At 43.4% G+C, this 20,228-nt stretch carries 17 protein-coding genes; 7 read left to right on the top strand and 10 right to left on the bottom strand.

What is annotated here, in order from left to right:
* The first annotated feature begins 66 nt into the window (after positions 1-66).
* The 6 genes from QVC79_RS16795 to QVC79_RS16820 all read left to right on the top strand — a co-directional run bounded on the left by QVC79_RS16795 (position 67) and on the right by QVC79_RS16820 (position 9,692).
* Positions 67-1,218, top strand: coding sequence for a FecR family protein (locus tag QVC79_RS16795; protein WP_270595653.1), 1,152 nt, complete (start codon positions 67-69; stop codon positions 1,216-1,218).
* A gap of 93 nt (positions 1,219-1,311) precedes the next feature.
* Positions 1,312-4,665 (top strand): SusC/RagA family TonB-linked outer membrane protein, encoded by a 3,354-nt coding sequence (locus QVC79_RS16800; protein ID WP_270595654.1) that lies wholly within the window; start codon positions 1,312-1,314, stop codon positions 4,663-4,665.
* Positions 4,666-4,676: 11 nt separating this feature from the next.
* A complete protein-coding gene (locus QVC79_RS16805) occupies positions 4,677-6,110 on the top strand; it encodes a RagB/SusD family nutrient uptake outer membrane protein (protein ID WP_287642524.1) in 1,434 nt (477 codons plus the stop codon).
* 19 nt (positions 6,111-6,129) lie between these two features.
* Positions 6,130-6,906 carry a DUF4843 domain-containing protein gene (locus tag QVC79_RS16810; protein WP_167513948.1) on the top strand — a complete coding sequence of 259 codons (777 nt, stop codon included), beginning with the start codon at positions 6,130-6,132 and terminating at the stop codon, positions 6,904-6,906.
* 36 nt (positions 6,907-6,942) lie between these two features.
* Positions 6,943-8,349: a hypothetical protein gene (locus QVC79_RS16815; protein ID WP_270595656.1), complete on the top strand. Its 1,407-nt coding sequence runs from the start codon at positions 6,943-6,945 to the stop codon at positions 8,347-8,349.
* Positions 8,346-9,692 carry a TlpA family protein disulfide reductase gene (locus QVC79_RS16820; protein ID WP_270595657.1) on the top strand — a complete coding sequence of 449 codons (1,347 nt, stop codon included), beginning with the start codon at positions 8,346-8,348 and terminating at the stop codon, positions 9,690-9,692. The genes QVC79_RS16815 and QVC79_RS16820 overlap by 4 nt, the downstream gene beginning before the upstream one ends.
* A gap of 134 nt (positions 9,693-9,826) precedes the next feature.
* Here the strand turns inward: QVC79_RS16820 and QVC79_RS16825 are convergent, their stop codons facing one another.
* The 9 genes from QVC79_RS16825 to QVC79_RS16865 form a co-directional block, all read right to left on the bottom strand.
* Complete coding sequence (locus tag QVC79_RS16825; RefSeq protein WP_270595658.1) at positions 9,827-10,417, bottom strand: DUF4251 domain-containing protein; 591 nt, start codon at positions 10,415-10,417, stop codon at positions 9,827-9,829.
* 202 nt (positions 10,418-10,619) lie between these two features.
* Positions 10,620-11,258 carry a DUF6266 family protein gene (locus QVC79_RS16830; RefSeq protein WP_270595659.1) on the bottom strand — a complete coding sequence of 213 codons (639 nt, stop codon included), beginning with the start codon at positions 11,256-11,258 and terminating at the stop codon, positions 10,620-10,622.
* Between the two features lie 12 nt (positions 11,259-11,270).
* Positions 11,271-11,912 carry a DUF6266 family protein gene (locus tag QVC79_RS16835; protein WP_270595660.1) on the bottom strand — a complete coding sequence of 214 codons (642 nt, stop codon included), beginning with the start codon at positions 11,910-11,912 and terminating at the stop codon, positions 11,271-11,273.
* Positions 11,913-12,504: 592 nt separating this feature from the next.
* Positions 12,505-12,627: a HipA N-terminal domain-containing protein gene (locus tag QVC79_RS16840; RefSeq protein ID WP_221230359.1), complete on the bottom strand. Its 123-nt coding sequence runs from the start codon at positions 12,625-12,627 to the stop codon at positions 12,505-12,507.
* Positions 12,611-12,937, bottom strand: a complete 327-nt coding sequence (locus tag QVC79_RS16845) for a helix-turn-helix domain-containing protein (RefSeq protein WP_270595661.1) — start codon at positions 12,935-12,937, stop codon at positions 12,611-12,613. Before QVC79_RS16845 ends, QVC79_RS16840 begins: the two co-directional genes overlap by 17 nt.
* 102 nt (positions 12,938-13,039) lie before the next feature.
* Positions 13,040-14,185 (bottom strand): diaminopimelate decarboxylase, encoded by a 1,146-nt coding sequence (gene lysA, locus QVC79_RS16850; RefSeq protein ID WP_270595662.1) that lies wholly within the window; start codon positions 14,183-14,185, stop codon positions 13,040-13,042.
* Between the two features lie 18 nt (positions 14,186-14,203).
* Entirely contained in the window at positions 14,204-15,520 is a 1,317-nt protein-coding gene (locus tag QVC79_RS16855) for an aspartate kinase (protein ID WP_118305589.1), read from the bottom strand.
* 327 nt (positions 15,521-15,847) lie between these two features.
* Positions 15,848-16,699 (bottom strand): 50S ribosomal protein L11 methyltransferase, encoded by an 852-nt coding sequence (prmA, locus tag QVC79_RS16860; protein ID WP_270595663.1) that lies wholly within the window; start codon positions 16,697-16,699, stop codon positions 15,848-15,850.
* Between the two features lie 50 nt (positions 16,700-16,749).
* The gene (locus QVC79_RS16865; RefSeq protein WP_124316235.1) at positions 16,750-18,111 is read right to left on the bottom strand and encodes a TrpB-like pyridoxal phosphate-dependent enzyme; all 1,362 of its coding nucleotides are present in this window, start codon (positions 18,109-18,111) and stop codon (positions 16,750-16,752) included.
* 574 nt (positions 18,112-18,685) lie between these two features.
* Here QVC79_RS16865 and QVC79_RS16870 point away from each other — a divergent pair.
* Positions 18,686-18,898, top strand: coding sequence for a hypothetical protein (locus QVC79_RS16870; RefSeq protein ID WP_124316234.1), 213 nt, complete (start codon positions 18,686-18,688; stop codon positions 18,896-18,898).
* A 74-nt stretch (positions 18,899-18,972) separates the two neighbouring features.
* Here the strand turns inward: QVC79_RS16870 and QVC79_RS16875 are convergent, their stop codons facing one another.
* Complete coding sequence (locus QVC79_RS16875; RefSeq protein WP_124316233.1) at positions 18,973-20,163, bottom strand: 6-phosphofructokinase; 1,191 nt, start codon at positions 20,161-20,163, stop codon at positions 18,973-18,975.
* Positions 20,164-20,228: the final 65 nt, after the last annotated feature.

A 20,228-nucleotide genomic window follows, 5' to 3' on the forward strand; every position in this document is an offset into this window, starting at 1 on the left:
AATTCTTGTCATCTATTTTTTCTTTTCTCCTGTCATAAGTATAGAACCAATGGAGAATAAATCATCATGTTACCAGAAAATATAGTACAATTGGCTTTGAAATCTCGTAAAGAGGGATTGACTGCAGGAGAGCGGGGATTTTTGAATCAGTGGCTTTTGGAGAACGTGGAATTGCAGGAAGAATTTCGCCAGTTGGTAGAGTGTGGTTCCGTAGTACAGGCGGATCGAGTATTTAAGGCCATTCAGATGAAAGATGCTTGGCAAAATGTGGAACAAAAACTTTCTTCCCGACCGGGTTGGAAAAAACGTCATCTGGCAATTCGTTGGAGCGTGGCAGCTGCGGTTGCAATTATGCTGACTACTGGAGGGATCCTGTTGATGCAGTCACCCGTAGAGACCGAGCCGGAGAAGTTAGCGCAAATAACCCCGGGAAGTTTGAAAGCCGTCTGGGTTTTAGAAGGTGGAGAGAAGTATGAGTTAAGCGAAAATCTGGGACGTGATATCACGAACAGCGGGGGAGCCACGATAGGTAAGGACTCTTTGAATACGTTGGTAATTCAAGGGGGTAACAGCGGGCAACGAAGTTCCGTACGGGTTCCGGAAGGAGGAGAATATCGGGTGGTTTTGAGTGATGGGACTAAAGTATGGATCAATTCGGGGAGTGAATTGACCTTTCCGATGAACTTTGGAAAAGAAGAACGTGTGGTGGAATTGAAAGGAGAGGCTTATTTCGATGTAACTAAAAGTAAAGAATGGCCTTTTATCGTGCGTACTTGTCGTTCCAGTGTGAAAGTGTTGGGAACCTCTTTCAATATTTGCAGTTATGAAGAAGACTCTCTTGAACAAGTGACCTTGGAACAAGGTGGAGTGGAAGTGAAACATCACGATGAGACCTACCTTTTACATCCGGGCGAGCAGTTCGAATTAGACACGACAAATGAAGAGATTGAAGTGAAACCTGTAAACGTGAAACTATATACCTCATGGATTGACGGTATGTTCCGTTTCCATAATATGCCGTTGGACTTATTGACTGTGAAACTGGAACGTTGGTATGATGTGCATTTTGTTTTCTCGAATGAAGATTGTAAAAACTACCGTTTCACCGGAGCCATTCGGAAAGATGTGGACTTTAATGAATTTATTCGTCTGATAGAACGGACGACAAATGTGAAATTTATTATAAATCAGAAGGATATAATAATACAAGAAAAATAAAAAGCAGGAAGTACGGCCATACTCCCCGCTTTGTTTAAATAAGATTCATGCTTTTTTCAAGAGCATGAGAGTACTAATTTCAAATACAAAAGTATGAAAAAAAAGAGAAACACTTGGTATCGTTACGGGAAAATACCATGTAAAAAAAGTTTATGTATCATGAGATTAACATTACTACTTATGATCGGTTTTGTGTTTCAGCTATCAGCAACGGGTGTGGCACAAAGCGTGAAGATCGAAAAACAGCACCAGACTTTGGAAACTGTATTTGAACAGGTTGAATCACAGACGGGCTTGTTGATCATGTTCAGCAATAACGAATTGGATGTGAATCGTAAAATAACTCTTGATGTTCGTAAATATACTTTGAATGAATTATTTCGTAAAGTGTTGGAGGGGACGAACATGGATTTCGACTTGGAACAGAATTACGTGATCATCCGTCCCGCCCGTCCGGTTGCCGTGCGGGACAGTGTGGTAAAAACGAATAAAATAAAAGGAGTTGTGGTGGATGCCCACGGGGAACCTCTTCCGGGCGTGACCGTTGTGGCCAAACGTGGGGAGATTCTAGTGACGGGAGCGGCTTCCGACGGAAGTGGTAAGTTCGAGATCGTGGTTCCGGCAGATATACGTGACTTGACGTTTACTTTTGTAGGGTATAAAACGGCCATTGTTCCGGTAGAACTGGATAAGGAAATGACCATACGTATGGAAGAAGAAGTGAGCGAGGTGGATGAGGTTGTTGTGACCGGTTATTTCACGAAATCAAAGTCCAGTTACACGGGAGCCGTGAAGAGCGTGACTGCCGAGCAGTTGAAAACCATCTCCGGTACGAACGTGGTTGCCGCATTGGCAGCCTTAACGCCCGGTTTGAATCTGGTAGAAAGAAGTGAGTTGGGGTCTAACCCGAATCACGTTCCGGAATTATTATTACGCGGTATGAGTTCTTTCTCTGACGGGACGACCCAAGTGAATCAACCGACGATCGTGCTGGATGGGGTTGAAATCAGTATGCAGGAATTGTACGATTTGGATATTAACGAGATCGAAAATATCACGGTGTTAAAAGATGCATCGGCAACGGCTCTTTACGGGTCTCGTGCTGCCAGTGGAGTTATTGTGGTGGAAAGAAAGAAACTGACGGAAGGCAGTATGCGGGTAGCTTATAATTTTACGGGTAACGTGCAATTCCCTTATCTGAAAGATTATGATATGCTGAATGCGGCCCAGAAATTGGAATACGAGCGTTTGGCAGGTTTGTACACGTCGGAAGTAAAAAAAGATGCTTGGGGAAATATCACGAATGAAGGAGAGCAATATGCGTTAGATAAATTATATAACGAGCGTTATCAAGAAGTGCAGCGGGGAGTAGATACCGATTGGTTGTCGCAACCGGCTAGAACGGCTTTTTCTCACGATCACTCTTTGCGTTTGTATGGTGGAGCCTCCAATATTCGTTATGAACTGTCCGGACGTTTCAATAACGTGCAGGGAGTTATGAAAGAGGACTACCGTCGTCGTTATAACTTGGGGTTCAAATTGGAATATCACGTGCAGAACAAGTTGACGATGGCGAATCGTACCACTTATAGCGAGGTGAATTACAAGCAATCTCCTTACGGTTCTTTTTCTAAATACGTGGAGATGAATCCTTATGATCGGATTTATGACCAGTACGGGGAGTATAATAAAAAGCTTTCTTGGAACTTGGATAATCCTTTGTACGAGGCTAGCTTGGGTAATTATGATATTTCAAAGGATAAATCCATCTCGAATACCACGGATTTTCGTTGGGAAATCAACAAATTGTTCCGTTTGTCGGGAAACTTTAATATCACGGTAACAAATTCTAATAACGAGGTATTTAGATCTCCCGATTCTCAAGATTTTAAAGACGAGACTGAACTTTCTAAAAAAGGTTCTTTGACCCAGAAAAATGGTAGTGGTGTGTCATACGCCGGAACCTTAACAGGGGCATTCAACCTGATGACCGATAATAACAGTTTGTATAGTGTGAATGCGGGTGTGGAAATCCGGAAGGAAACCAGCGAGTCCTCCACCATGACAGGAGTGGGCTTTTATGATGATGCGTTGAATTTCATGGGACAGGCCGCTGGTTATTCGGATCAAAAACCGACGGGAACACAGGCCGTCAGCACGGAATTGGGATTTTTCGTGAATGGAAACTATATGTATAACAATCGTTATTATGCTGACGTGGTATATCGGGTGACCGGATCGTCAAAATTCGGGGCAAACAACCGTTACGGTAGTTTCTGGTCTGCCGGGCTAGGATGGAACATACATAACGAAAGTTTCATTACTTCAAATAAGATTGATATTTTGAAAATCCGGGGTAGCTTGGGATACACGGGTAAGGTGAATTTCTCTCCTTTCCAAGCGATGACCATGTATCAATTTTCCGGTGATCTGGAATATTTGAACGGGATCGGGGCTATCCCGCAAGGAATCGGTAATAAAGATTTAGGTTGGGAACGGGAACTTTCCTATAACGTGGGAACAGACATCAGTCTTTTTGATCGTCGATTGAATTTCACGTTTGACGTTTACTTGAAAAAGACAACCGACTTGGTATTGGATGCCTCTCGTGCGCCGTCCACCGGAACGACTTCTGCCAAAGAAAATATCGGGGAGATGGAAAACAAGGGACTGGAATTTCAGGTAGATGGTATGCTCGTGCAGAGAAATGATTTCTACTGGCAGGTTGCGGCTACCGGAAGTATGAACCGGAACCGGATCTTGAAAATAAACAGTGCCTTGAAGAAAGCGAATGAAGATGCCAATAAGGTAGATTCGAAAACTCCGCTGGCACAATACGAGGAAGGTGAATCCACCTCGGCATTGAAAGTGGTTAAATCCGCGGGAATTGATCCGGCAACAGGACAGGAAGTGTTTATTAAATTGAACGGGGAGAGAACCTTCGAATACTCCGCGGATGATAAATTCGTGATCGGGGATACAGAACCGAAATTCCGGGGAACCGTTTCAACGAACTTGTTTTACAAGGGATTCAGCTTGTATCTGTTAGGTCGTTATGAATGTGGCGCTTACTTGTATAACACGACTCGTGCCACGAAAGTGGAGGGTGCAGACCCGAAAAAGAATGCAGATAAACGAGTTTTCAGCAGTCGTTGGAAAAATCCGGGTGATATAGCTTTCTACAAGGATATCGCTGATTCTGAAGGATGGGGGACGAACCCGAAACATACAGACCGTTTCGTGGAAAAAGAAAATGTGTTCACGTTGGGAACCGTGAATTTCGGTTACGAATTCAGACCGAACATCTGTTCCAAAATTGGGGTACGGAATTTACGTGTAGGAGTGAACTTGACGGACATCGTGCGTTGGTCAAACGTGAAAATAGAACGAGGGACCACTTATCTATATAGTAATGGGTTTGAATTCACGCTTAGTACAACATTTTAAAAGGAAAGATTATGAAGATAGGATTTAAAAATATAATGGTACTTTTAGCCTTAATCCTTGGGGGAAGTTCCTGTGACAGCTTTTTGGACGTGCAACCTAAAGGTGAGGTACTGGAAGGTGATTTACTGAAAGATGCAAAGGGATTTGAGAATGCCCTTTACGGGGTCTATGCCAAGATGGGGTCAACGAACTTGTACGGGCAGAATCTGAGTTATTCCGCTTTGGATCTGATGGCTCAATATTATACCTCTACAAATAACGAAGAGGTTGAGCCACTTATAAAATATGACTATACGAATACGAAAGCGGAAGATCTTTTTTATAATATCTGGTGTGATATGTATTCCAATATCGCCTATGCGAATAACGTGTTGGAACACTTGGAAAAATTTTCTCCTTCGGATATGCAATTTTACAATATTTATAAAGGAGAGGCTTTAGGTTTGCGTGCCTTCATGCATTTTGACCTGTTGCGTATTTTCAGCGAGCAAATCACGGTGAACGAAAGTGCTGACGGGATTCCCTATTCAACTCGGTTCTCGTTGTTTGCCCCGGACATTCTGAAATCCAAAGACGTGTACAAGCGGATTATTTCTGATTTAAGGTCGGCAGAACAATTATTAGATGATGATGAACTGTACGCGTCAGCCTCTTCGAACGCTAATTTCCTGAAAGACCAGAATATCCATTTTAACTTACAGGCGGTGCAAGCGACTTTGGCAAGGGTTTACTTGACGGAAGGAACACTCGATAGTGCCTTGTATTACGCGCAGCAAGTGATACAAGCTCCCGGTCTTTCCCTGTTGGATTACACGGATATTGCCGGAGATCTGGTGGGAAAATTGTCATCCAAGGAAACGGTATTCGGAATTTATTCCAAGAATTTTGCCGAACCGGTGATCAAGATACTGCACAATTCCCAGACCGCGTATTCTTTCGAAATGCGTTATAATATTCAACAATTATACCAGATTAATGGGGCCGGGAATGATTACCGCTGGGGTGCATGGTACACGTATAACAACACGATAAAATACTGGAAACTGGATAAACTGACAGATACTTACGTGCTGAATAACACGGAATATAACCGTCCGGCAGGTGAGATCCGCGGAATCAACATGATACGCTTACCCGAAATGTATTATATCGCGGCCGAAAGTGCCTTGAAGTTGGGTAATTACGATCAAGCTCTTGATTATTTTAACGAGTTGTTGGAAAGTCGGGGATTAGTTGCTTTAGACGATAGACTTCCGGCTGAAACCTTGACCGTTGACAAGATCACGGATGATCGGTATAAAGAATTTGTCGGGGAAGGACAATCCTTCTACCACATGAAACGATTGAATCTGGATATTCTTAATGTCGAGGGGCAGACCGTAACAGCCGACAAGAAAATCTACGTGGTGGACATCCCGTCACAAGAGTTCGAATTTAGAAGATGAAATGGTAAATAGAAAACATATGAGAAACATAACATATATATTCACCGGTTGCCTGTTCGTGCTATTCGGCATGGGATTGATCTCCTGCAATGAACAGGATTACAAGTTGTTCGATTCTTCCCGTACGGGAATTTACTTCACGGAAGACAGTGTGGTGTATTCTTTCGGGGTGACGAAACTGGAAGTTACTTCCTACGAGATGAAACTCCCCGTGAAGATCATGGGGGCTCCGGTTAAAGAGGTGCGTTCTTTCAAGGTGGAAGCCGTGGCTGCCAAGACTACGGCAGAGGCGGGAGTACATTACACGCTGCCGACTGAATTAATTATCGAACCGGATTCCGTGAATGGCGTGTTACCGGTAACGGTATTGCGTGAACATCTGGGAAGTGACGGGTATTGGCAGGTGGCTTTCCGTTTGCTGTCAACGGATGATTTTGAACCGGAGGCAGAGGTCGGGACCGTGTCTATTGCTTCTTTCAACAATATCGTAGAACCTCCGCAATGGAAAGATTGGTCTGGCAAAGTCGTGTGGCCGAATTATAAGTTGGGGGTATGGGACCCCGTGAAATGGGTTAAATTCATGGAATATTTCCGGGCGATGGAACAGACAGCTCCGGCTACCTACAAGGGGATGGTGGATATGTACGGGCCGAATCTGGAAAATGTACAATACGGGTGGATGGACGAGTATAATTACGCCGCGACCAAGTACATTCTGATCCCGATGTATGACTTCTTTGCCGCGAACCCGGAATTATTGCAAAGCGGGAAGAATGATATTCCGAAACCGTATTGATGAAATGAATTATTCATGTAGTAAAAACAGATTATTATGAAGTGGAAATATCTATATATATGGCTAATAGGCTTATTGGCAATCGGTTGTTTTGATGATGACACGACTGTTGACACGGTTCGGATCTCCGAGATCGCCATTGATACCAATAGTTTACAGAAAGAGTATAACAGGGACAAAAATCAAACTCTGGTGATTGACATCACTCCTTATGTGACCCAGAAGGAAAAAGACCTTCCGTTGACGTTCCAGTGGGACATGGATTACAAGTTTTATTCGGATTCGTCCGTCCTGTACGTGGACTGTCAGGATTTGGGAACCTTCCCGATGCGGGTGAAAGTGAGTAACGAGCATAGTAGTGCGTTCTACGAGTTCAAGTTGCATATTAATTCTCCTTATGAAGAAGGAATTACGGTGTTGAGTGAAAGCGGCGACGGGACGGGTATGCTTTCTTTCATGCGTCAGATGGCTGACGGAACCATGGGAAATTTTGAAACTCATTGTTTGACAATGAATAATCCCGGAGAGGTATTCCCGAAATCCCCCACGGATATGGCAAAAAGATTATCTCAGTTGTTTATCAGCTATAAAAATGATCCTTCGGTTTACGTGATCAATGCTAAAACGTTTGAATTGGAGAATATCGTGAAGGCTCCCGAGTTTTCAGATTTCCTTCCCGTGGTTATGATGTTACCAGACAACGAAGCTCGTACGGCTGTTGCCATATCTGAGAACGGCAAGGTTTATAATCTGGCCAGTATGGAAGGTTTGATTCTTACTCATACCATTTTGACTTCAACTTATTCCTCTGTTCAACACAGTTACTTCGGGGGGTATCAACCCTATTATTACCTGTGGGATGTAAACCAGCATACGATTTGTTATTACAATGGTTATACCGCCGAGTATTGCCAATATTTTGGTCCGATTTGGAATGGAGATCATGATGTAATTGCCATTTTTGAAAATGAGAAGGGTTCATCCTTTACTGTGTTGACCGAGTTGAACGGGGAGATATGGAAAACGTCTTTGAGTAACACGATTTATAAACTTGATGATAATTACCAGAAAGCTAGTGTCGATTATCGTGATGTGCAACGGGTGATAGCTAACCCGGTACTTAAAAAAGAGGATCCGAAAGTGGCCAGTCCTTCTTACCAGTGCTTGTTCTACGCGCAAGGTAACAAGATTTATCGTTGGTACTATTCGTCCACTTCGTTCCCGACTGAATCGTGGGCCACGATTGATGATATTTCGAATGCAGAGATCACGACAATGGCGATCAGTCCGGATGAATCCCAAGTGTACGTGGGAGCTTATCGCTCGGATGAATCCGGAGAAAACGGGTATATCTATATCTACGACACGAGAACCGGTCGTCTGATCAATTCTTACAAGAACGTGGCCTACAAGCCGATAAAAATAATGTATAAGGTAAAATGAAATATGTAATCAGTATTTTTCTTCTGCTTGCAACCATCGGTTGCAGGCAGAAAGGCCCAGCGGAGATTACCGGAACGGTGAATCCGGGAGAATATTCGGAGTATCAATTATTTATTGTTGACGGGGGCAAGAGAGATTCTTTGACTGTTGACGCTCAAACAAGGTTTTTCTCGCTCCTGTTGAATTGCGATACTCCCCGGATTGTGACCTTAATGGGAATCGTGGGAACCGGACAAAACAAGTGGCCGTTCGAACAGGCATTGTATATTGAACCGGGAACAAAAGTCAAGCTTGACATTCAATTCAAGAATCGGCGGGCTGAAATGACCGCGGATAAAAAGGATCGGAACAACACGGCGTTGATCACCTATAATCGTTTTTACTTGGATAAAAGTCGGTCGATATGGGAGAATCCGCCCGTGGCGAGTGAATTAAAAAATAGCATGAGTGAAATCCATACTCGTGTGAATGACGTGACAGAAGAACTCCGGCCCGCCAATATGGTGGAGAGCTATCTGCGAATACAGGCTTATTTATCTTTTGCACAGGCTTTGGATGGCGTGACGTATATGTATTCCCGGAATGGCGAGGCATTACCTGATGGTATGAGAGAACTGATTCCCCCGGTTTACGAGGTGTTGGATGATCCGATGGCTTTGCGTTTTTATAACACGAATACCTTCGTGTTCAATTACCTGAAGAAAGAACGGGAGACCCCCGAAGAACAGATTCAACTATTGAAAGAGCGCTTTACGGTTAAGTCTATCGTGGAATCCGTGAGTCGTCTAGTCTTACAGAGCTTCGTGACAGATTATAATTATAAAAATGGTTTCGAAGAAGGTTTACAGCGTTTGAAAAACATGACCGCCGATCTAGGGGAAGAAGGGGGGAAACTGGTGAAAGATTTCGAATCCAAAAAATATTCCATGGAAGGAGCCGCTTTACCCGACGTGACGCTGGAAGACGTGGATGGTAAAATTCACAAACTAACGGATTTCCGGGGAAAATATCTTTACGTCGACTTATGGGCCTCGTGGTGCGGCCCGTGTTGTCAGGAAGTTCCCTACTTGCAGAAACTGGAAAAACAATTAAAGAATCCGGCGGTGGAATTTATCAGTATCTCGCTCGATACGAATAAAGAGGCATGGAAGAAAAAGATGAAACAATTGAACATGCACGGTCATCAATATATCGTGACCGGAGATCAATTCGCCACGATGATGAACATCAAGGGAATACCTCATTTATTGCTTTACAGTAAAGACGGAACTTTGATGCAATACAAGGCGGATCGTCCCTCGTCAGGCGATAAAATACGAAATGTATTGACCCGGTTAAAATGAAAAAAAGCTTTTGCCCGGTTTGTTTATAAAGTTTGTTTTTTCTATAATGAAAAAGGGTTCCCCATGGAACCCCTTTTTCACACGAATGTGACTGATTAATTGAATATTAAACGAGAGTTTTTTTAATTGCTTGCTTAAAAACTGAATCCACTCTGGAAAATGTTTGACTGGCTGTAAGGAACCAAGTTCCCGGAGAATGTCAATTCTCTTCCATTTGTGTTTGAGCTTACGGTTACTGTCGAGTAATTACTCCCGTAGCCGAGGCGAACGGTAACTTGAGCGAATAAAGCGGCGCCCATCACGTTGAACGTGTAAGTGATATTTCCGTTTTTGTCAACTCTTTCGTTAATGCTGGAAGGCCAGCCGGTGAGCGTGATCCCGCCTAAACCGTTCGGTCCGGGATTAAACCCGTTGAATGCCAATTGCAATGAAACTTGATTGTTGTCCATGGCCACGAAGTTCAAGTTGTTCGTTACGGGAATGGCTGCCCCGAAATTGTTAAACAACGTGTTGGCCTGTAATACCCAACTGTTACTTTTAAGTGCTTTAACCGCGTCTTGGTAGGCGATCATGTTTTGTTGCTCGCGAACCATTCTGTTGTGCATCCTCATGCATTCCCTGTGCGCCTTTCTTTTAGCCCGTAGTTCTTTTTTTGTTTGTGCTTGCATTGCAAGGTCACTGAACAGGAATGTAGTCATTGCCAATAAAAAAATAATTTTTTTCATAGCGTCTCTTTTTTATTTTATTCTGATTAGTTTAGTTTACGAATTGACATATCCTCTCACCATCTTCTGCTAGTCCTTGAAAGAATGACTAATAGAATATTCAAATTCTATGGCGTATACGTCACGAAATCGGGCAGGGTTATCCTTATGTCTTTAAAAAAGATTAATTTTATAAAGCGGGTCTTACAGGAAGGTTATATCGTTACAACTCTTCACTTTTCAATACACCCAAGGTAGGGGAAGACTTTTGACCGTCTGCGGTGGTTGCGAAACCATAAATTACCAGATGATGGGAATTCCAATCTTTAGGCAGCTCCCAGGTTGTTTCTCCGGCCTCGGCTCTGGTTCCCAATATCACTTTCCGGCTCCGTCCCATCTGGGTTTCATAGATTGCCCCGTATAAGCAGTCGTTTTTATACATGTAAGGCATTAACGGCTGTTTTTTCCACCGGAAGATGATCCGGCGCCCGGCATGGTCAATTTTTGCCTCGATTACCGGTAAAGCCAAGGGACCGTCGGAAATGGCCAGTTGTAGCGTGTCAATCGTTACGTTTAACTCGTCATCGACTTCAACTTTCCCCATATTTAGAGCCAAAAAACGGTTGGATGCATCCTTTCTTGAAGAGGTGCAGAATCCGGAGGGTAAGATCGGGGTCAGATGGTGTTTGAAGAGCGATATGGTTTTCATGCGGGTTCTTTGCTTTAATTGTTGAAGAGTCTTCGCGTCTTTCCGGGAGAAAATTTTCGCTCTTGCCACTTGTTTGTCTTTCAGCTTGTAGCTGGTCACGTTACCCACGGTTCCCGATAGGTTTTCGAATATAGTAGATTCAAAAATTGCCATAATACTTTCGTGTTAAGATTTCGTCACTTGAAAATGAATTCCGGGAGAGAAGTTTTTCAAATCATCCCGTCCGAAGAAACAGTATAGATGTGCAGTTTGCCATTCGCCTTCTGGTAGAGTAACTCGTGCGTAACCATCTTTTCGTAGGGTATTCGTATCTTCCTGTAATACTGGGGTATAAGGCTCGTTGTCAAATATTACGGCTACCATTAACCGATCGGTGGATTGTGCAGTGATCGAGCTGGAGTTATCCGTCCAATGCAGTTCCGCGGCATTGGGTTGGGTCTGTTTCATCGTGGTTCCGAAAGGCAATTGTTGGCTACCGTCCGAAAACTCCAGACGGGAGTAGTCGATGTAATTGTTTGCCCCGAACAGGTTCATGTTTTTGCCTAGGAACCAGTGATACCCCGAACGTTTCTCGTTATACCGGGCTGCTAGATTGCAGATTTCTTTTAACAGACTACCATCCAAAGCTTTGTACATGGTTTGCGCTCCCGGAAGTTTTGCCCGTTGCATCTGTTGTTTCTCACTTTTGGGATTGCTTACCTTTTTTGGCCTTTTCCGGATAAACGTTTCGTTACCCACCCGGTAAATGATGTATTTATCCAGCTTTCCCGATATGCCGTCCAGTAGAGAGTCTTTCAATGATGCCATACTTTTTTATTTTTCAAGTTCGGTTTATAAACGTGATCAAATCCGGTTCACAAGGTGATACTATCTTTATTGTAATTTATATATGTATATAAATCGATGTAAAGATAATATATTAAATTTATAAAAACAATAAAATAATAACTTATTTTTTATTATAAATAGCGTTGAATAGGAAATGAATGGGAGTTGAATGGGAGTTGGTATATTAAAAATACGATAAAAATTCATGTAAAATATTATATATTTTATAGAATAGGGGATTAAATGTTTTAGATCGTGGGAGCTTTGGCGTATCAAGTAGAAAAGGAGCTGTCCAAAAAGTCATTTTTCAAACTCCCTCCCCCCTTCGGGGTACTCCCTCTATAAACAGAGGGAGAGTTGAAATACTCCCTGTCTTGGGTAAAGGCACCAGTTTATCCTCTGTTTATAGAGGAGATGGCACGAAGTGACGGAGGAGTTTTTGGAGGATAAAATGACTTTTGGGACAACCCCCTTTCATTACTACGAAATTGTAGCGGGTTTGTTCAAAGTTGGATATGATAGTCGCTAACTAGCGATTCTTCGCAATGGCTGGCGATAAAACAGATGATTTCTAATCCGTGGCAATCCATTCTTTGTCGTACTGGAAAGCACAACATGAATTATCCGGGGTCATGCAGAGTTTTCCCACCATCCTGTCGTGATAAAGTACATTTAGTTTATTGGTCCATTTCATTTCGTACTCGCTTTCTGTTTTTGTTTCTATTGATTGTTTCCAACTCTTCCATCGTGTTGTAGAGAGGGCGGGACAATAATTCTTTAATATCTTTGCTGTAACCTAATGCTTTGGCCATTGACACGAAAGCTGCTAGAGATATGGTATGTTTCTGTTCGAATTTGGCAATCGTGGGAGTGGGTACGCTGCTTAGCTTGGAAAGGGCGTCTCTTGATAGTCCTTTTTCCAATCTTCGTTGATGCAAATTTCTAGCTAGAATTTCCAGTAATTCATCCGGGGTGTCTAAATCAAAGTCGTATATTAAATTCATACTATAATATCTCTTATATGAATATTTCGTATTTATGGAATACGATAATATTCATTACAAATGATAATAATTTCTTTTTATTGAAAGAAATGTCTCGGGGAATTACCGGGAAAAGTAACTTCCCGGTAATTCTCGGAGATTGTATCGTGAGGCCATGACTTCTCCGTATGCACCACAGGAGCGAATGGCGATCAAGTCTCCTCGGTTGGTGAGGGGTAGTTCCCGGTCTTTGCCGAAACAATCAGATGATTCACAGATAGGGCCAACCACGTCGTATTTTTCATGTTCTCCCACGGAGGTCAAGTTTTCTATCCGGTGGAAAGCTTGGTAGAGAGCCGGACGTAAAAGGTCGTTCATTCCCGCATCCAAGATGACGAACTTTTTATGTTTCCCTTCCTTCACGTACAGGACACGAGAGACAAGGGAACCGCATTGTCCGACAAGGGATCGGCCTAGTTCGAAATGAAGTTGCTGACCCGGCTGGGCCTCGAAGAAATCAGCAAAAATTTGAAAATAAGAGGCAAAGTCGGGAATCAGACCACACGTGGGGCAATCGTAATTGATGCCTAATCCACCGCCGAAGTTCACGTGAGGGAGAATGATTCCCTGTTCTTTCAGGCGGGATTGTATTTCGTTTACTCTCAAACAAAGTCCTCGGAATACCGTGAGATCGGTGATCTGGGAGCCGATATGAAAATGTAGTCCGATAAGCTTGATGTGTTCCATTTCCCGGCAGGCCGTGATGGCGTGGTCTAGGTCGTAAAGGTAGAACCCGAACTTGTTTTCTTCGATTCCCGTGGTGATGTAATGATGCGTGTGGGCATCCACGTTGGGGTTTACCCGAAGAGCAACAGAGGCTTTTTTCCCCATTTCTCCGGCCAGCATGTTGATCACCTCTATTTCGGGTAAAGATTCGCAGTTGAAACAAAATATCTCTTTTTCAAGAGCCAGCCGGATTTCCTCGTCGCTTTTCCCGACTCCGGCATACACGATCTGTTCCGAGGGAAAACCACTTGCTACGGCTTGAGCCACCTCGTTACCACTCACGCAGTCCGCACCAATTCCGTGGCTTTGAATGATGTCAAGAATGTGTGGGTTGGCATTCGCTTTTATCGCGTAATGCAAATTGAATCCATGTTCGTTAGCTGCTTGGGAGGCGGCTTGAAGCGTGGCTTGTAGAAGAGTCGTGTCGTAGTAGTAAAACGGGGTCTTCAAGGTTTGAAATGTTTTGATGGTTTCTATATTCATGTGGGTCGGTTTATGAACTCATTTATTTAATAATCTTTCGCTAAGGGCCTCAAGTGCTTTTTGCTTGTCTGCTTGTTTCACGAGTAGAGAAATACTGTGTTCGCTGGCCCCGTAGGAGATCATGTGCAGGGGAATATCTTCCAGTGCGGTGAGAGCCCGAGCCGCGAGTCCGCTATTATTGATCGAGCAATCCCCGACGATGCAGATGATGGAAAGAGATTCTTCGACCTCGATTGTACCGTATTTCGTGAGGTCTTTTTTGATGTCTTCCAAGTGGCATGTACTGTCGATCGTGAGAGATATGGCAACTTCCGACGTGGCAATCATGTCGATCGGGGTTTTCCATGATTCGAATATTTCGAATACTTTCCGTACAAAACCGTAAGCGAGCAGCATGTTGCTGGATTTGACTTTTATGGCCGTGATCCCGTCTTTTGCCGCCACGGCTTTGAAATCTTTGATCGGGCTTTCTTTCGTGATCAGGGTTCCTTCGTCACTTGGGTTCATCGTGTTTTTCATGCGGACGGGGATATTGGCTTTTTTAGCGGGCTGAATGCTTGACGGGTGGAGAATCTTTGCCCCGAAATAGGCAAGTTCGGCTGCTTCATCAAAAGATAGAGAACGAATGGCTTTCGTATTTTTCACGTACCGCGGGTCGCTGTTATGTACGCCGTCAATGTCGGTCCATATCTGAATTTCATCCACTTTGAGCGCGGCCCCGATTAGTGCGGCCGAGTAGTCACTCCCCCCTCTTTTCAGGTTGTCTATTTCCCCGTAAGCGTTTCGGCAGATGAATCCTTGGGTGATGATAATACGTTCCGTGGCCGGGTTGGATAATAGTCGTTTTAAGTTTTGCTCGATATAAAAATAGTCCGGTTCACAGTCTTTGTCGATACGCATGAAATCCAAAGCGGACAGGAGCGTGGAAGGTATACCTTGTTCTTGTAAATAATAGTGCATTAGTGTGGTGGAAATGATCTCTCCTTGTGCAACAACGGCTTTTTCCTGTAACGGGTAAAAGTCCTTGTTGATGAATGAGCGGAGATAGGTGAAGATGGTTTGTACAAATTCTTGTCCCCGGTGCTTGAATTCTTCGGTACTGTAAAGGTCGCTAATGGTCATTAGGTAATCCAGTTCGAGATTTTGGATTGTCGTCAAAGCTTCCTGCCTATCATTGCGGTACAGATAGTTAGTTATGTCTACTAACGTGTTGGTCGTTCCGGACATGGCCGAAAGAACGACAATTTTGGGTTGGTCATCCGAGATTAATTTTGCCACTTCTTGAATTCGTTGCGCGGAGCCAACCGAGGTTCCTCCAAATTTTAATACGTTCATAAATTTATTGTTTTTAAATCATTTATTTCTTTACATGAAAAAAGCCCGTGTATTCACACAGGCTTTTTTCGACAGTTTTTTGACAACAGTGCGTTAGCCTGCAAAAAGCCTTTGCATGCACATCATCTGTTTATAGTTATTAGTATACCTTGTTTTCATTCTTCTTTTGTGTTTTTCACGATGCAAATATTGCATATTGAAATTGAAAAAGCAAGCCTTTGTTAAAATATTAACAGATATGTGGCTACGCCACGTTACAAGTTACAGGTTGGCAAGTTTCAAGTTCTTTTTTAACAACCTGCGCTGACCTGTAACTTTCCGCAAAAGTTATCTTTTGTGGAAAATGACGGCAGTCCAGTTGTCTTTTACTTTGTTGGATTGATAGGTTAGTTGCAAAAGTTCGGCTTTCTCGCGAATAACGGGAATATCTTCGGTGTAAAATCCGCTCATGATGAGGTAGCCGTTGTCATTAAGCACGTTCACGTATGCGGGCATATCATTCAATAATATATTCCGGTTGATATTGGCCAAGATGATGTCATAGTGTTCTGCCCCGTCTAGTAAAGTTGCATCCCCGATAAGAACACGTATATTGTTCATGTTGTTGGTGGCAATGTTTTCCATGGCGTTGTTGTAAGCCCATTCGTCAATGTCGATGCCGGTAACCGATTGGGCTCCAGCTTGTGCGGCCATGATAGATAGAATACCAGTACCACATCCCATGTCAAGGACTTTTTTGCCGGAGAAATTAGGTTTCATGTCTAAGATCGTTTCCAGTATGAGAGCAGTCGTGGCATGATGACCCGTGCCAAAACTCATTTTCGGGTCAATGATGATTTCGTGTTCGATGTTTTTAATCGTGGGATGGAATCCGGCTCTTACCAGAATCCGGTCTTGCACGAGGATAGGCGTGAAGTTTTCTTCCCAAATTTTATTCCAATCTTGGTTCTCGATTTCTGCTTTTTCCCAGGTGATCGTGTATAGAGACTGGAAGAAAGAAAGGATTTCTAATGACTTTACTTGTTCCTCGTTGAAGTTTTTGTTTGGTATGTAAGCTTTGAAACCGTCATCCGAGTATGAAAAACTGTCGTATCCGAGGTCGCCGAGTTCGGCAATAATCGCATCTGCAATGTCCTCCACGTAAGGGGAGATATGGAAAGTGAGTTCTGTATAAAACATGCTATCTGATTTTTTTGCAAATGTAGCAAAAAATCAGATAGCTATGCTCTTCACATGATTTTCTCTAGTTTATCGAGAGATTGAGCTATTTCTTGATCAGAAAGCTCGAAGTTCTGGAGATTTCCCCCAAGGTATTGTTCGTAGGCGTAGAGATCAATCATACCATGTCCGGATAGATTGAACAGGATAGTTTTGGCTTTTCCTTCGGCTTTGGCAATTTTCGCCTCCCGAATCGCTTGTGCTATGGCATGAGTGGATTCAGGTGCAGGAATTATCCCTTCGGTCTTGGCAAATAATATTCCGGCCTCGAAGGTCTCCAGTTGCGGAATGGCAACGGCCTCCATCAGTTTGTCCTTGAGTAATTGACTGACGATAACCCCGGCTCCGTGATAGCGTAAGCCTCCGGCATGGATACTTGCGGGTTGAAAATCATGTCCCAGCGTGTACATGGGAAGTAAGGGGGTTAACCCGACGGTATCACCGAAATCGTATTGGAACTGACCACGGGTTAATTTTGGACAGGATTGTGGTTCTACGGCAATTACCCGGGTATGTTTTCCTTCCTTCAAGTTCCTGCGGATGAATGGAAAACTGATTCCGGCGAAGTTTGAACCTCCCCCGAAACACCCGATCACGATGTCTGGTTCATCTCCCGCTTTTTCCATCTGGAGAAGTGCTTCCTCGCCGATGATAGTTTGATGTAATAATACGTGATTTAGCACGCTCCCCAGGGAGTAATTGGTTAGGGGATCTTGTGCGGCAAGCTCGACAGCTTCTGAAATGGCAATACCTAGGCTACCGGCCGAATCCGGATATTCTCGTAGGATTTTTCTTCCGGCTTCTGTCAAGTTACTCGGTGACGGTATCACGTCTGATCCCCACGTGTTCATCATCAACTTACGATAGGGTTTCTGGTTGTAGCTTACTTTTACCATGAACACTTTCAGGTCCAGACCGAAATGTTGGCAGGCAAAGCTTAATGCTGTACCCCATTGCCCCCCGCCGGTTTCTGTGGTGATGCGTTTGATGCCTTGTTTGTAATTGTAATAGGCTTGTGCGATGGCCGTGTTTGGTTTGTGAGAGCCGGCGGGGCTTGTTCCTTCGTTTTTGAAATATATTTTTGCGGGAGTGTCCAAGGCTTTTTCTAAAGCATAGGCTCGTACGAGAGGGGTCGATCTCCATATTTTGTACAAGTCTTGGACTTCATCGGGGATCTCGATGTAGCGTTCGGTAGCGAACTCCTGCTTTGCCAATTCTTGGGCAAATAGCGGGTAAAGGTCTTCCGGTTTTAACGGTTGTTTTGTTCCCGGATGAAGAGGGGGAAGGGGTTTGTTGGGCATGTCGGCCACGATGTTATACCATTGGATTGGCATTTCTTGCTCGGTGAGCATAAATTTTTTGATTGGTTTCATGATTTTTGATTTAAAAAAGGTGAATAAAAAAGAGAGCCTACTGTTTGTAAACAATAGGCTCTCTCTATATCTAATTATGCAATACAATCACATAACCTCATTGTTTACTATGAAGTTTAAAGAGATGCCACCACCAAGTTTGGGCTATGTGTTGATTGTATATCATGCTTTTTTATTTTATGAGGACAAAGCTATATAGAGATTTTCTTTTTTCCAAATTCTATCGTAAAAATAATGTTGTTAAATGAAATTTAATGCTTACATTTGCAGCATCCCACTCGAATTGAAGTTATAAAGACGTGTATTGCACAAAAGAGATTGCCTCCGGTGTGCATGGCACGTCTTTTTTGTTAAATTCAGAGTGGGATCTAATTTAATAAAGAGCCGGAGGCATTTCTTAATAAAGTTAGTTAAACGTTTGTTTTGAAGTTATTGTTATGTTTTTGCATAACAATTTTCGAAAATTCTAAATTGTCTTTGGTGGGGCCGTGATGGTGACCCACCTTTTTGTAACCTATACCGTCTTGATTACGTATAATTTCACGTTGAATTTCTAGCTAAACTAAATTTGAATATGATGAAAACTTTTGGAAGAATTGGATGGATTTGCATGATGGTGGTTACTGCAACTTTGATGTTTGTTTCTTGTGGGAATAGTCAGAAAAACAAGGTGCAGTCGGGGAAACAAGTACAAGAACCGGTAGGAGCCGTCGTGGAGGAGTCGGAAGTTGTCGTGGAGGTAGATAGTATTACACCCGATTCAACCACTCTGAATGCTAAAAGATAAAAGCTAAAAACTAAGAGTTAGTATTAATTCTTTTATCTTAAAGAAAAGCTCCCGGGAAACCGGGAGCTTTATCTTTAAAGTATCATCTGTGGCATGAATTCGAAACTGTTGTATTGGGGACGTAATCTCTCCGTATTGTAGAATTTGGGAACATCCACGATCTTTTTACTGCTGGTTACAATCTCGATCGGGGCGTTGTCATAGCGTCCGTTTCTTAGGATAACTAACCTGCCGTGTAATCCTTTGTTGATTAAATCTAGGGCAAGGTTCCCGTATGCCATAGGTACGATGGAATCCAGTGCATCCGGATCTCCACAGCGAACCAGATAGCCCAGTCTTTGCGTGATGGTGTTAATTACTTGTCCGTGGTTAAACTGTGGGGTAAGTTCTTTTAATTGTTGAGAGATCATGTTTCCGATACCTCCCAGTTTTTTATGTCCGAACATGTCTGTTTCTTCACTTTGGAAAATCATGTTGCCACCGGAAAAAGTGGCTCCTTCGGATACGAGAACCACCGAGTATTTGCTGGGATTCGTGAAACGATCCTCGCAAAGTAGTTCGGTCAGACGTTCGATGTTAAATTCGTATTCCGGAATCACACAACGGTTGGCAGCTCCGGCTAAGGTTGGTAGCATAGCCGTGAACCCTGCATAACGTCCGAAGACTTCCAGAACCAGTATTCGTTCGTGAGATCCGGCTGATGTCCGGAGATCATGCGTGAGGGCAATCGTACGGGTGATGCAGGTGCTGAACCCGATACAGTAATCTGTTCCGGGAACGTCGTTGTCCATGGTTTTGGGTATGGCCACGACTTTCACGCTTTCCTTGCTCAAGCGTACCGCATAACTCAACGTGTCGTCACCCCCGATCGGGATCAAGTAGTCAATACCCATGAACTCTAGGTTCTTTAATACTTCCGGGGTCAGATCGTTGATGTCGTTCGAGTATCTATCCTGTAAATGCTTGGGTACATTTGCCTTAGGTACGTGGGAAGCCCTAGTTCTGGATGTATGCAGGAAAGTACCACCGGTGCGTCCGGCCTTGTTCACGATTTCCTCTGTTAATTCAAAAAAATTACCGGAGTTGTCATATTGTGGATCTCGTACGATGTCAATCAGGCCACCCCAGCCTCTTTTGATTCCAATAACTTTATAGCCTTCGCGCAGGGCTCGAATAGTTACCGCTCTGATGGCTGGATTTAGGCCGGGAACGTCTCCTCCGCCGGTGAGTATCCCTATAATTCCTCTGTTTTTTTGTTGTCCCATAATGTAGTTGCTTTATGTTAGTAAAATCGAACTAATGTACACAAAATTGTTCAATTAATACGTTA

Origin of the sequence: Butyricimonas sp. (genome assembly GCF_019423355.1) — a bacterium.
GTDB lineage: Bacteria > Bacteroidota > Bacteroidia > Bacteroidales > Marinifilaceae > Butyricimonas > Butyricimonas faecihominis.

Coding starts and splice junctions, on each gene's coding strand:
- QVC79_RS16865 (WP_124316235.1), bottom strand. CDS start 18,111: ATGAAACCAATCAAAAAATTTATGCTCACCGAGCAAGAAATGCCAATC.
- QVC79_RS16810 (WP_167513948.1), top strand. CDS start 6,130: ATGAGAAACATAACATATATATTCACCGGTTGCCTGTTCGTGCTATTC.
- QVC79_RS16840 (WP_221230359.1), bottom strand. CDS start 12,627: ATGAAATGGACCAATAAACTAAATGTACTTTATCACGACAGGATGGTG.
- QVC79_RS16800 (WP_270595654.1), top strand. CDS start 1,312: ATGAAAAAAAAGAGAAACACTTGGTATCGTTACGGGAAAATACCATGT.
- QVC79_RS16835 (WP_270595660.1), bottom strand. CDS start 11,912: ATGGCATCATTGAAAGACTCTCTACTGGACGGCATATCGGGAAAGCTG.
- QVC79_RS16815 (WP_270595656.1), top strand. CDS start 6,943: ATGAAGTGGAAATATCTATATATATGGCTAATAGGCTTATTGGCAATC.
- QVC79_RS16795 (WP_270595653.1), top strand. CDS start 67: ATGTTACCAGAAAATATAGTACAATTGGCTTTGAAATCTCGTAAAGAG.
- QVC79_RS16855 (WP_118305589.1), bottom strand. CDS start 15,520: ATGAACGTATTAAAATTTGGAGGAACCTCGGTTGGCTCCGCGCAACGA.
- QVC79_RS16845 (WP_270595661.1), bottom strand. CDS start 12,937: ATGAATTTAATATACGACTTTGATTTAGACACCCCGGATGAATTACTG.
- QVC79_RS16875 (WP_124316233.1), bottom strand. CDS start 20,163: ATGGGACAACAAAAAAACAGAGGAATTATAGGGATACTCACCGGCGGA.
- QVC79_RS16830 (WP_270595659.1), bottom strand. CDS start 11,258: ATGGCAATTTTTGAATCTACTATATTCGAAAACCTATCGGGAACCGTG.
- prmA (WP_270595663.1), bottom strand. CDS start 16,699: ATGTTTTATACAGAACTCACTTTCCATATCTCCCCTTACGTGGAGGAC.
- QVC79_RS16805 (WP_287642524.1), top strand. CDS start 4,677: ATGAAGATAGGATTTAAAAATATAATGGTACTTTTAGCCTTAATCCTT.
- QVC79_RS16825 (WP_270595658.1), bottom strand. CDS start 10,417: ATGAAAAAAATTATTTTTTTATTGGCAATGACTACATTCCTGTTCAGT.
- QVC79_RS16820 (WP_270595657.1), top strand. CDS start 8,346: ATGAAATATGTAATCAGTATTTTTCTTCTGCTTGCAACCATCGGTTGC.
- lysA (WP_270595662.1), bottom strand. CDS start 14,185: ATGAATATAGAAACCATCAAAACATTTCAAACCTTGAAGACCCCGTTT.
- QVC79_RS16870 (WP_124316234.1), top strand. CDS start 18,686: ATGATGAAAACTTTTGGAAGAATTGGATGGATTTGCATGATGGTGGTT.